Source organism: Streptomyces sp. AC627_RSS907 (assembly GCF_019049165.1).
In genome coordinates, this window is the sequence record NZ_JAGMUE010000014.1 from 1 (window position 1) to 12,803 (window position 12,803).

10 protein-coding genes are annotated in these 12,803 nt (G+C 70.0%); 8 read left to right on the top strand and 2 right to left on the bottom strand.

Annotated features, from left to right (window positions below):
• Positions 1 to 289 precede the first annotated feature (289 nt).
• On the bottom strand, positions 290 to 973 hold the full coding sequence (locus KUM32_RS04455) for a hypothetical protein (protein WP_308408589.1): 684 nt from the start codon (positions 971 to 973) through the stop codon (positions 290 to 292).
• 314 nt (positions 974 to 1,287) lie between these two features.
• Here KUM32_RS04455 and KUM32_RS04460 point away from each other — a divergent pair, with 314 nt between their 5' ends.
• The 7 genes from KUM32_RS04460 to KUM32_RS04490 all read left to right on the top strand — a co-directional run bounded on the left by KUM32_RS04460 (position 1,288) and on the right by KUM32_RS04490 (position 9,889).
• On the top strand, positions 1,288 to 2,454 hold the full coding sequence (locus KUM32_RS04460) for a mandelate racemase/muconate lactonizing enzyme family protein (protein ID WP_217140457.1): 1,167 nt from the start codon (positions 1,288 to 1,290) through the stop codon (positions 2,452 to 2,454).
• Entirely contained in the window at positions 2,451 to 3,455 is a 1,005-nt protein-coding gene (locus KUM32_RS04465) for a zinc-binding dehydrogenase (protein WP_217140458.1), read from the top strand. Before KUM32_RS04460 ends, KUM32_RS04465 begins: the two co-directional genes overlap by 4 nt.
• 177 nt (positions 3,456 to 3,632) lie before the next feature.
• Entirely contained in the window at positions 3,633 to 4,604 is a 972-nt protein-coding gene (locus KUM32_RS04470; RefSeq protein ID WP_217140459.1) for a hypothetical protein, read from the top strand.
• Between the two features lie 137 nt (positions 4,605 to 4,741).
• A complete protein-coding gene (chvE, locus tag KUM32_RS04475) occupies positions 4,742 to 5,851 on the top strand; it encodes a multiple monosaccharide ABC transporter substrate-binding protein (RefSeq protein ID WP_217140460.1) in 1,110 nt (369 codons plus the stop codon).
• A gap of 31 nt (positions 5,852 to 5,882) precedes the next feature.
• Positions 5,883 to 7,433: a multiple monosaccharide ABC transporter ATP-binding protein gene (mmsA, locus tag KUM32_RS04480; RefSeq protein ID WP_217140461.1), complete on the top strand. Its 1,551-nt coding sequence runs from the start codon at positions 5,883 to 5,885 to the stop codon at positions 7,431 to 7,433.
• Positions 7,430 to 8,674 (top strand): multiple monosaccharide ABC transporter permease, encoded by a 1,245-nt coding sequence (gene mmsB / locus KUM32_RS04485; protein WP_217140462.1) that lies wholly within the window; start codon positions 7,430 to 7,432, stop codon positions 8,672 to 8,674. Before mmsA ends, mmsB begins: the two co-directional genes overlap by 4 nt.
• Before the next feature lie 63 nt (positions 8,675 to 8,737).
• Positions 8,738 to 9,889, top strand: a complete 1,152-nt coding sequence (locus KUM32_RS04490) for an aldose epimerase family protein (RefSeq protein ID WP_217140463.1) — start codon at positions 8,738 to 8,740, stop codon at positions 9,887 to 9,889.
• Positions 9,890 to 9,994: 105 nt separating this feature from the next.
• Here the strand turns inward: KUM32_RS04490 and KUM32_RS04495 are convergent, their stop codons facing one another.
• A complete protein-coding gene (locus tag KUM32_RS04495; protein WP_217140464.1) occupies positions 9,995 to 10,963 on the bottom strand; it encodes an arabinan endo-1,5-alpha-L-arabinosidase in 969 nt (322 codons plus the stop codon).
• A gap of 246 nt (positions 10,964 to 11,209) precedes the next feature.
• Here KUM32_RS04495 and KUM32_RS04500 point away from each other — a divergent pair, with 246 nt between their 5' ends.
• Complete coding sequence (locus KUM32_RS04500) at positions 11,210 to 12,781, top strand: substrate-binding domain-containing protein (protein ID WP_217140465.1); 1,572 nt, start codon at positions 11,210 to 11,212, stop codon at positions 12,779 to 12,781.
• Positions 12,782 to 12,803 lie beyond the last annotated feature (22 nt).

Consider the following 12,803-nt stretch of genomic DNA (forward strand, 5'->3'; position numbering starts at 1 on the left):
GGGCTGTCGGAGGGTGAGCGGGTCGCCCTGCGGGACGCGCTGCGGAGGATGCTGGGCGAGCGCGTCTGACGGGGCGCACTCCTCGGCGCACCCCCGAGCCGTACCCCCCGGGCCGTACCCCCGAGCCACACCCCCGAGCCACACCCCCGAGCCGTACCCCCCGAGCCGTACGCCCCGGGGCTTCGCCCACCCGCACCACCCGGCCCGCACGGGAGCCGCCTCGGGCGCACCGCCACGGGAACCTCAGGCGCACCGCCGCGGGAACCTCAGGCGCACCGCCACGGGACCTTCAGGTGCACCACCACAGGAAGCGGTCGCACGTTTCGGTCGGGGTCGGGTCCGGTGAGGCCGTCGGGGTGGGGGTCGCGGTCGGGGTCGGGGCCGGGCCCTCCGGCCGGGGCGGGGCCGAGGGGTCCGTGGCCGGAGCCGTCTCCGGCGCCGACGGCGGCGGTGTCGAGGGGCGCTCCGTCTCGTCCGCCGTCCCCGGCTCCGAGGCGTCCCGGGACGGCGACGCCGACACCGACACCGACGCCGACACCGTTGTCGAAACGGTCGCACCGGGGGACGGCGCAGCCGGGGTCGTGCTCGTCCTCGACCTCTCGCCGACCGGGGCGGCCGACGCCTCCCCCACCTCCCGGGTCGCCCCGCCGTCCGTCGTCTCGCCCCCGTCGGCGACCGCCGTCCTCGCCGGGGAGCCCGGGGCGTCGAGGCCGAGTTCCGCGAGGCTCAGCCCTCCGGCGGCCAGGAGGAAGCCCGAGGTGACGAGCAGGGTCCGGCGCCGGCGCCGGCGGTGCGCGGCGGCCTTGCGGTCGCGCCGGCCCGCCCTGCCACCGCGGTCGGCCGGCTCCACGCCGTCGGACGCGCCGTCGGACGCGCCGTCGGACGCGTCAGAGCCGTCGGAGTCCCCGGAGGTGCCGCCCGCGGCGCCGGGCTCGTCGGCGGCCCCGGGTGGCCGTTCCCCACGTGCCGTCACGGGCGCACCCGGGCCGCGCGGTTCTTCGGCCGGCGTGCCGCATCCCGGGCAGGCGAGGGCGCCGTTGAGGTGCCGTCGGCACGGGTGGCAGTAGTCCATGACGCGGGAAGGTTAAGTTCCGTGACCGCCGCGTTCCTAGAGGCGGCTGTGAAGGTTGTGTGGGGAAGCACCCGGGAGCGCCCTCGCCCGTACTTTCGAAACTGCCGAAACCGTTATGTGTCCGACCCATTGACACCCCCGCCGCCGCCTCCTTACTGTCACGCCAGCATTTCGAACGAGTGACGAAATATCGAACACAGCGAAGGGCAACCGCCGTGCGCATCACCGGAATCAGCACACACGTGGTCGGCACGCCGTGGCGCAACCTGACCTACGTTCAGGTGCACACCGACGAGGGCATCACCGGAGTCGGCGAGACCCGGATGCTCGGGCACACCGACGCTCTCCTCGGCTATCTGAAGGAGGCCGAGGTCAACCACATTCTCGGTTCCGACCCGTTCGCTGTCGAGGACCTGGTCCGCCGCATGAAGTACGGCGACTACGGGCGCGCGGGCGAGATCGTGATGTCCGGTATCGCCGTGGTCGAGATGGCCTGCTGGGACATCAAGGGCAAGGCGCTCGGCGTCCCGGTCTGGCAGCTGCTGGGCGGCAAGGTCACCGACAAGGTGAAGGCGTACGCCAACGGCTGGTACACCACCGAGCGCACCCCGGAGGCGTACCACAAGGCGGCGCAGGGGGTCATGGAGCGCGGGTACCGGGCCCTGAAGATCGACCCCTTCGGCACCGGGCACTTCGAGCTCGACCACGAGCAGACCCTGTACGCCGTGTCGCTGATCGAGGCCGTGCGGGACGCCATCGGGCCCGAGGCCGAGCTGATGCTGGAGATGCACGGCCGGTTCTCCCCGTCCACCGCCGTGCGGCTCGCCAAGGAGATGGCGCCCTTCAAGCCGGCCTGGCTGGAGGAGCCGGTGCCGCCGGAGAACCTCCGGGCGCTGAAGAAGGTCGCCGAGAAGGTGGACATCCCGGTCGCCACCGGTGAGCGCATCCACGACCGGATCGAGTTCCGCGAGCTGTTCGAGGACCAGTCCGTGGACATCATCCAGCCCGACGTCGGCCACATCGGCGGCATCTGGGAGACCCGTAAGCTCGCCGCCACCGCCGAGACCCACTACACGCTGGTGGCGCCGCACAACGTGGGCGGCCCGGTCCTGACCGCCGCCAGCCTCCAGGTCGGCTTCACCTCCCCGAACTTCAAGATCCTGGAGCACTTCAACGACTTCGCCGACGCGGAGATCAAGAAGGTCGTCAAGGGCGCGCCCCAGGTGAACCCGGAGGACGGCTGCTTCCACCTCTCCGACGCCCCCGGCCTCGGCGTCGAGCTGGACACCGACGCCGCGGCCGAGTTCCCGCAGCAGCAGGCGCGGTTCGACCTGTGGGCCGAGGGCTGGGAGCAGCGCAAGCCCAAGGGGACGCAGGCATGAGTGACGCGGTCGTCATCGAGGCGCCGGGGGTCCACCGGCTCGTCGCGCACGAGCCGCGCGAGCCCGGCCCCGGCGAGGCGCTGGTGCGGGTGCACTCCGCCGGGATCTGCGGCAGCGACCGCGAGGTCTACCAGGGCAACCGGCCCGAGGGGTACGTGCGTTACCCGCTCACCCCCGGGCACGAGTGGTCCGGGACCGTGGAGCGGGTCGGCGCCGGGGTGCCCGCGTCGCTCGTCGGGCGCGGGGTCGTCGGCGAGGGGTTCCGCAACTGCCAGGTCTGCGACCGCTGTCACGCGGGCGAGACCACGCTGTGCACGGCGGGGTACGAGGAGACCGGGTTCACCCAGCCGGGGGCCATGGCGTCCACGCTGACCCTGCCCGCCCGCCTCCTGCACGTGCTCCCGGACGACGCCGACCTCACCGCCGCCGCCCTCCTGGAGCCGGCCGCCTGCATCGCCGCCGCCGCGCTCAAGGCGAACGCCCTCCCCGGTGAGCGGGTCGCCGTCGTCGGCACCGGCACCCTCGGCATGTTCGCCGTGCAGTTCCTGCGTGCCGCCTCCCCGGCCGAGCTGCTGGTCGTCGGTACGCGCGGCGACCGGGAGGCGCTGGCGCGGGAGTACGGCGCCACCGACTTCCGCACCAAGGACCAACCGCTCCCGGACGACTTCGACGTCGTGATCGAGACGGCCGGGTCCGCCGACGCCGCCCGCACCGCCGCCGCGCTGCTGCGCAGGGGCGGGCGGCTGGTGCTGACCGGTATCCCGGCGCCGGGCGCCGACGGGCTCGACCCCACCGACCTGGTGGTACGGCAGCTGGAGGTGCACACCGTCTTCGGGGCGCCGCCGGACGCCTGGGCGCACACGGTGCGGGTCTTCGCGGCCGGTCTGCTCGACCCTCGCCCCCTGGTGACGCACGAACTGCCGCTCGCCGAGTTCCCGCAGGCCATCGAGCTGGTGGGGTCCGGTGACCCGAAGGTCGGCAAGGTGCTGCTGCACCCCTGACCCCCACCCCTGAGCCGTACGCCGGTACGGGGGCGACCTGACGGCCTCCGTACCGGCGTACATCCACTTCTCGAGGTTTCCCGTACCTCACGCCGCGAACCCTGTCCGGGATACCGAACAGGACGTGTCGGACAGACATGCCGACGAACGCGGCGTACCGAACCCTAAGGAACGCTTGTGACCGACGCTTCCGCCACGGCCTCCGCACGCAGGCCCGGTGAGCAGGCGCTCACCGCCCTCGGCCTGGCCGCGCCCGCCCTCGACCCCGCCGACGCCTCGCCGCACGCCTTCCCGGGCGGTGGCCGCTGGCGCACCGAGATCCCCTCCTGCGAAGGGCCGGAGGCGCTGGGGGTGGTCCTGAAGGAGTCCTCGCGGCTGGACGTGCCGATCCACCGGATCAGCCAGGGCAGCGGCGTGTGGATGCTGACCGACGCCGAGATCACCGAGATGGTCGAGGCCACCGCCGAACGCGACATCGAGCTCTGCCTGTTCACCGGCCCGCGCGGCACCTGGGACATCGGCGGCTCCACCCGTACCGACTCGGGTGGCGCGGGTCTCAGGGCGCGCGGCCACGACGCGGTCGCCGGGTGCGTCGAGGACGCCGTCCGCGCGACGGAGCTGGGCGTGAAGTGCCTGCTCATCGCCGACGAGGGTGTCCTGTGGACGCTGCACCGGGCGCGGGCGGCCGGCATCATCCCCGCCGACACCACGCTGAAGCTGTCGGCGCTCGTGGGGCCGGTCAACCCGGCCTCGTACGCGGTGTACGAGCGGCTCGGCGCCGACTCCATCAACGTGCCCAGCGACCTGACGCCCGATCACCTGACGGAGATCCGGCGGGTGTCGGCCGCGCCCATGGACATGTACATCGAGGCCCCCGACGATCTGGGCGGCTACGTACGGATGTACGAGGTGGCCGAGCTGATCCGGCGCGGTGCGCCGCTGTACCTGAAGTTCGGGCTCGCCAAGGCTCCCGGGATCTACCCGTACGGCCACCACCTGCGGGAACTGACGCTGGCCACCGCCAAGGAGCGGGTGCGGCGCGGCCGGCTCGCACTGGATCTGCTCGCGCGGCACGGGGCGGAGGGGGACATGGCACCCCTCGGCACACGGCTGCCGGGTTCGCTCAACCGGTTCGAGATCTCGTCATAACGTTCCGGAAACTCCCTTCACAAAAGAAGACACAGCCGCGCACAATCCCACACACCTGCTCTCGGTCGATCCACCCTCAGCTTTTGCGTGCCGGCACCACCAGACCGAGCCCTGCACCGACATCAAGGATGATGACCATGCGCAACCGCAGAGCCGCACTCGCCGCCATAGCCTCCGCCGCCTCCCTCGCCCTCACGCTGACCGCCTGCGGCCAGAGCAGCGAGGGCGGCAGTGAGGAGGACAAGGGAGGTTCCGGTGACGCCACCATCGGCATCGCGATGCCGACCAAGTCCTCCGAGCGCTGGATCGCCGACGGCGCCAACGTCGAGAAGGAACTGAAGGGCAAGGGCTACAAGACCAAGCTGGTCTACGGCGAGGACGACCCGGACCAGCAGGTCTCGCAGATCGAGAACATGATCACGCAGGGTGTGGACGCCCTGATCGTCGCCGCGATCGACAACAAGTCGCTCAACAACGTGCTGCAGCAGGCGAAGGACGCCGACATCCCGGTCATCTCCTACGACCGGCTGATCCTCGGCACCGAGAACGTCGACTACTACGCCTCGTTCGACAACGAGAAGGTCGGCGAGCTGCAGGGCGGTTACATCGTCGACAAGCTCGGTCTGAAGGCGGGCAAGAAGGGCCCCTTCAACATCGAGCTGTTCGCCGGATCCAACGACGACAACAACACCAAGTACTTCTTCCAGGGCGCGATGAACGTCCTGAAGCCGTACATCGACAAGAAGCAGCTGGTCGTCAGGTCCAAGCAGACCGCCCTCAACCAGGTCACCACCCTGCGCTGGGACGGCGGCACCGCGCAGAAGCGCATGGACGACCTGCTGACCTCCAGCTACCGCAGCGCCCGGGTCGACGCGGTGCTCTCGCCCTACGACGGCATCTCCATCGGCATCCTGTCCGCCCTGAAGTCGGACGGCTACGGCTCGGCCGGCAAGCCCATGCCGGTCGTCACCGGCCAGGACGCCGAGGTCGCCTCGGTGAAGTCGATCATCGCGGGCGAGCAGACCCAGACCGTCTTCAAGGACCTCCGCGAGCTCGCCAAGGTCGCCTCGAACATGGTCGAAGCCGCCCTCAGCGACAAGAAGCCCGAAGTCAACGACACCAAGTCGTACGACAACGGCACCAAGGTCGTCCCCGCCTACCTGCTGCAGCCGGTCAGCGTGGACAAGAGCAACTACGAGAAGGTCCTCGTCGACGGCGGCACCTACTCCGCGGACGACCTCAAGTAACCGGGCCCCTCAAGGATTGGAAGGCACGACCATGGCGGGACCCGTCCTGGAAATGCGCTCGATCGTCAAGACCTTTCCCGGTGTCAAAGCGCTGTCGGACGTCACGCTGACCGTCCGCCAGGGCGAGGTCCACGCCATCTGCGGGGAGAACGGCGCCGGGAAGTCGACCCTGATGAAGGTGCTCTCCGGCGTCCATCCGCACGGCAGCTACGAGGGGGACATCCTCTTCGAGGGCGAGACCTGCCGGTTCAAGGACATCCGGGCGAGCGAGCAGCACGGCATCGTGATCATCCACCAGGAGCTGGCGCTGGTGCCGTACCTCTCCATCGCGGAGAACATCTTCCTCGGCAACGAGCACGCCAAGCGCGGACTGATCAACTGGAACGACACCCTCAGGCACGCCAGCGAGCTGCTGCGCCGGGTCGGCCTCGACGAGCACCCGGAGACCCGCGTCGCCGACATCGGCGTGGGCAAGCAGCAGCTGGTGGAGATCGCCAAGGCGCTGTCGAAGAAGGTGAAGCTGCTCATCCTCGACGAGCCGACGGCGGCGCTCAACGACGAGGACAGCGGCAAACTCCTCGACCTGATCCTTCAGTTGAAGGAACAGGGCATGACCTCGATCATCATCTCGCACAAGCTGAACGAGATCCGCCGGGTCGCCGACTCGGTGACGATCATCCGCGACGGGCGCTCCATCGAGACGCTCGACGTGAAGGCGGCGGAGACGACCGAGGACCGGATCATCAGCGGGATGGTCGGCCGCGACCTGGAGAACCGCTTCCCGGAGCGGACCCCGCACCAGCCGGAGGAAGGGGCCGCGCCCGCCCTGGAGATCCGCGACTGGACCGTGCACCACCCCATCGACCAGCAGCGCAAGGTCGTCGACGGCGTCTCCATCGAGGTGCGGCGCGGCGAGATCGTCGGCATCGCCGGGCTCATGGGCGCCGGGCGCACCGAGCTGGCGATGAGCGTCTTCGGCCGCACCTACGGCCGGTACGCGGGCGGCACGGTGCTCAAGGACGGCCGGGAGATCCGTACCAAGTCCGTCCCCGAGGCGGTCGGACACGGCATCGCGTACGTCACCGAGGACCGCAAGCACTACGGGCTCAACCTCATCGACACCATCAACCGGAACATCTCGCTGACCGCGCTGGGCAAGGTCGCCAAACGGGGTGTCGTCGACGAGCACGGGGAGCGGCAGGTCGCCGAGGACTTCCGCAAGTCCATGAACATCAAGGCGCCGACCGTCTTCGAGCCGGTGGGCAAGCTGTCCGGCGGCAACCAGCAGAAGGTCGTCCTCAGCAAGTGGATCTTCGCGGGCCCCGATGTGCTGATCCTGGACGAACCCACCCGCGGCATCGACGTGGGCGCCAAGTACGAGATCTACACGGTCATCGACCAGCTGGCCGCCCAGGGCAAGGCGGTCGTCTTCATCTCCTCCGAACTGCCGGAGCTGCTCGGCATGTGCGACCGCATCTACACGATGGCCGCGGGGCGGCTGACGGGTGAGTTCTCGCGGGCCGAGGCGTCGCAGGAAGCGCTGATGCGTCAGATGACGAAGGACAAAGAGGTAACCCGATGAGCACGGACGTGACCGCCAAGACCCCGGCCCCCGCGCCGCCCGGCAAGGGCGGATCCGCCGCCGGCGACGGCCTGCTGCAGCTGATGCTCGACGGCATGCGCCGCAACATGCGGCAGTACGGCATGCTGATCGCCCTCGGCCTGATCGTGGTGCTGTTCGCCGTGTGGTCCGACGGCGACCTGCTGCTGCCGCGCAACGTCTCCAACCTGGTGCTGCAGAACAGCTACATCCTGATCCTCGCGATCGGCATGATGCTCGTCATCATCGCGGGCCACATCGACCTCTCGGTCGGCTCACTGACCGCGTTCATCGGCGCGATGGCCGCGGTCCTGATGGTGGAGCAGGATCTGTCCTGGCCGCTCGCGGTGGCGCTGTGCCTGGCCATCGGCGCGGTCGCCGGCGCGGTACAAGGGTTCTTCATCGCCTATCTCGGCATACCGTCGTTCATCGTGACCCTCGCGGGCATGCTGCTCTTCCGCGGTCTGACGGAGATCTTCCTGGAGGGCCAGACCCTCGGCCCGTTCCCGAAGGACCTCCAGAAGATCGCCAACGGCTTCCTGCCCGAGGTGGGCCCGGAGACCAACTACCACAACCTCACCCTGCTGCTGGGCTTCGCGCTGATCGCCTTCGTGGTGTACCAGGAGGTCCGGGACCGCAAGCGCCAGCAGGAGTTCGCGCTCGAGGTGCTGCCGGCCAAGCTGTTCCTGCTGAAGCTGGTCGCGCTGGTCTCCGCGGTCCTCGTCGTCACGCTGCTGCTCGCCAGCTACAAGGGTGCTCCGATCGTGCTGCTCATCCTGGGCGTGCTGGTCGTCGGGTTCGGCTACCTGATGCGCAACGCGATCATCGGCCGCCACATCTACGCCATCGGCGGCAACCTGCCCGCGGCCAAGCTGTCGGGCGTGAAGGACAAGAAGGTCACCTTCCTGGTCTTCCTGAACATGGGCATGCTCGCGGCCCTGGCGGGTCTGGTCTTCGCCGCCCGCTTCAACGCGGCCTCGCCCAAGGCGGGCCTCAACTTCGAGCTGGAGGCCATCGCCGCCTCGTTCATCGGCGGCGCGTCGATGAGCGGCGGCGTCGGCACGGTCCTCGGCGCGATCATCGGTGGTCTGGTCCTGGGCGTGCTGAACAACGGCATGAACCTCGTCGGCATCGGCACCGACTGGCAGCAGGTCATCAAGGGCGCGGTGCTGCTGGCGGCGGTCGGGTTCGACGTGTGGAACAAGCGCAAGGTCGGTTCGTAGGTCACCCGGGCCCCGCCTGATCAGGCGGGGCCCGCTTCTTTCACGGAAGTAGCAGGAGCCGCAATGGAACTGAGCAGACGCACGGTCATCGCATCCGCCACCGCGGCGGGCATCGCCGCGGCCACCACGGCCGGCGGCACGGCACACGCCACGGGAGGCAGGAAGCCGGTGAAGGAGCTCTTCGGCAAGCTCGCCGACGGAACGAAGGTGTACCGCTGGTCGCTGGAGAACGGCGGCACGCGGATGAAGGTGCTGTCGTACGGCGGAGTCGTCCAGTCCCTGGAGATCCCCGACCGCCGGGGCCGCTACGAGAACGTCTCCCTGGGCTTCGACAACCTCGACGACTACGTGGCCCGCAGCCCGCACTTCGGCGCCCTGATCGGGCGGTACGGCAACCGCATCGCCAAGGGCCGCTTCACCCTGGACGGCAAGCAGTACCAGCTCTCCGTCAACGACGGGGAGAACTCCCTGCACGGCGGGGCCCTGGGCTTCGACTACCGGGTGTGGGACGTCGAGCCGTTCACCGAGGGCTCCGACGTCGGCCTGGTCCTGCACTACACCAGCGTCGACGGCGAGATGGGCTACCCGGGCACCCTCAGGTCGAAGGTGACGTACACGCTCACCCGGCGCGGCGAGTGGCGCATCGACTACGAGGCCACCACCGACAAGGCCACCGTCGTCAACCTCACCAGCCACGTCTACTGGAACCTGGCCGGCGAGGGCAGCGGCACGATCGAGGACCACGAGCTGTCGATCGCCGCGTCCCGCTACACGCCCACCGACGCGGGCCTGATCCCGACGGGTGAGCTGGCGAAGGTGTCCGGCACGCCCTTCGACTTCCGCCGGGCCAAGCCGATCGGCCGGGACATCCGCGACGCCCACCCGCAGCTGGTCACCGCCAAGGGCTTCGACCACAACTGGGTCCTGGACAAGGGCATCACCGACCGTCCCGAGCACATCGCCACCCTGCGCGACCGCGCCTCGGGCCGCACCCTGCGCATCGCCACCGACCAGCCGGGCCTGCAGTTCTACTCCGGCAACTTCCTCGACGGCACCCTGACCGGCACCGGCGGCTCGCTCTACCGGCAGGGCGACGCCCTGTGCCTGGAGACCCAGCACTACCCGGACTCGCCGAACCAGCCGTCGTTCCCCTCCACCGTGCTGCGGCCGGGGCAGATCTACCGGACGACGACGGTGCACTCGTTCGACGCGTGACGCCGTGCCGTAGGCACACCTTCTCCGCACAAGGAGGACGGCGCCACGCCCTCCTCCGCGGGCCAGGGCGGCCCGCGCTCCCCAGCGCGGGCCGCCCTCCGCCGTTCAGTGGGCGACGGGCCACCCACTGCTCCAGTTCAGGAGGTTGACGCCGAGCTTGGGCGTGCCGTTGTCGTTGCCGTCGTAGTAGTGGTAGACGATCAGGTCGCCGTCGACGTCCTTCATGACGGACTGCCCGCCGGGGCCGATGACGTTTCCGTGCGACTCGAGCACGGGCGTCCCGCCGTTGTTCATCATCGAGACGCCGTTCCGGTCGTGGTACGGCCCGGTGACGCTCGTGGCCCGGCCCACCTTGACCTTGTACGTGGAGCTGGTGCCGGCGCAGCAGGTGTCGTACGAGGCGAAGAGGTAGTAGTACCCGTTCCGCTTGACGATGTACGGGGCCTCGACGGCCTTGGTCCCGGTCGGCCGGGAGGCGATCGAGTAGCGGGTGGTGTGGGAGGAGAGCTGCTTGCCGGTGGCCGGGTCGATGCGGATCATCTTGATCCCCGTCCACCAGCTGCCGAAGGACAGCCACCACCTGCCGTCGTCGTCGACGAAGAGGTTGGGGTCGATGGCGTTGTAGTCGCTGGAGGAGCCGGACGTGTAGACGGTGCCGTAGTCGGTCCAGCTGCCCGGCTGCCCGGTGGTGGAGCCGGCCAGCCCGATGGCGGAGGTGTTGGAGCCGAACGACGAGACGGAGTAGTACATCAGGTACGTGCCGCCGTGGTAGGAGATGTCGGGTGCCCAGGCCTCCGGGACGGAGGAGTAGCGCGACCACCAGCCCGGCCGTGTGCCGAAGGCGTCCGCGCCGGTGGAGAAGGCGGTGCGGTCGGAGGACGTCCGGTTGCTGATGCCGCTGCCGGTGGCGTAGAGCTGGTACTGCCCGGACGAGGTGCGGATCATCGTCGGGTCGTGCACGACGACGGAGCCGGTGACCCGGCCGGGGCCGGGGTACGCCGACGCCGTGGAGGGGACGAGCGCGAGCAGGGCGGCGGTGGGGAGAGCGAGGAGTGCGGCTCTGGTGCGACTCATGGGGGGACGCTCCTGTTCCATATGTCGAACGCCGATCGCGTTTTCGGACGGAACGTAGAGTCGAACCCCGCGCGCGTCAATGGTTCGCGCGCGACGGCAACCAATCCGCGGAGAACACCGCGTGCCACAGGTGACGCACCGGTGAATTCCGGACGGATGCTCCGCGCATCTCCCGTCGGCCCCTCCCGTCCCCGGCGACCATGGCCCTTCCAGCCACTCGCCTCCGCCCTGACCCGGGAGTCGGTCATGAACGGTGTTCCGTGGGAGTCCGTGATCGCCGTGCTCGGCCTCGCCGTGCCCGTGGCAGCCGCCCTGTGGGAGTTCTTCCTGGCGGGCCGCAAACGGCTCGGCTACCGCGTGCAGATGGACACCAGCGCCCGGGACTCGGCCACGTCCTCGGGGCCGGAGGCCGGGGTGCTCCAGCGCATGCAGTGGGACGGCGCCGAGCTGCGCGACCCGTCGGTCGTCCTGCTGCGCATCGAGAACGTCGGCTGGACCCCGATAGTCGAGGACGACTACGTGGCTCCCGCCAACGACCCGGTGGGCATACGCGTGGCGTTCCCGGGCCGCCGCGTGGTCGGCATGGTCGTGACGGAGTGCAGCCACACCGTGCTGCGCGACTTCTTCGCGCCGGGAACGCCGGGCCTCGGGGCCACGGACGGTGTCATCAGGCTGCCCAAGGTGAAACTCAACCGCCGGGCGCACTACAAGGTGCTCGCGGTCCTGGACCGCGTCCCGGACTTCACCGAGGCCGACTTCCCGGACCCGGAGGTCATGGCGGGCGTCGTCGGAGGAGTGCGCGGCGGGACCATCAAGAAGACCGAGTACTACCCGTTCGCCTCCCGCCCGGTGCGCTGGCTGCTCGCCCTGCTCGTCCTGGTGAGCACCGCCCAGTCGGTGACCACCTTCGTACGGGACGGGGACGACGCCCCCCGGGCCGCTCCCCTGGACTGCGCCAAGGGGACGCTCCACCTGTCGGGCTCCACCGCGTTCAAGCCGATCCTGGAGCTGGCCGCCAAGCAGTACACGAAGACGTGCACGGACGCCCGCATCCCGGTGTCCGACAGCTTGTTCGAGGGTAGTGTTCCGGGACTGGACGCCCTCTCCGCGCGGGCCGAGAAGGCCGGGCTGAAGGACGGCCAGGGGCTCGGCGACCACCTCGCGTTCAGTGACGGCCTCAAGTCCGACGGCCGCCCGCAACTGCTGCCCAGACCCGTCGCCCTGTCCCTGTTCAGCCTGGTCGTGAACAAGGACACCGGCGTCCGGGACCTGTCCCTGAAGCAGGTCCGGGACATCTACGCCGGGAAGATCACCACCTGGAAGCAGGTCGGCGGCGCGAACGTGCCCGTCCGGCTCGTCAGCCGCAACCCGGGCTCCGGCACCCGGACCTCCCTGGAACAGCGGGTGCTGGACGGCCGCCCGCTGCTCGCGGTCACGACGAGCGACTGCCGCAACCTGGTCGAGGGCAGGACCGGTCGCTGCGAGGTCGCCGACACCCCGCTCCTGCTGGACGCCGTGGCATCGACCTCCGGCGCCCTCGGCCACAGCGAGGCCGGCGCCGTCACCGCCCGCGGCGACGTGCACCAGGTACGCATCGACGGCTACCCCGCGACCCTGGAGGGCGCCGAGCAGGGCGCCTACCCCTACTGGGAGACGGAGATCGCCTACACGTACGGCGAACCGCCGGCGGACTCGATCGCCGCGGGCTTCCTGCGCTACCTCTCCAACGAGGTCGGCAAGGACATCATCCGCTCCAAGGGCCACCGCCCCTGCGCCGAACTGGACAAGCCACTGCTGTGCCGGCCGAGCGGGCCGTGACGCCGTGACGCCGTGACGCCGG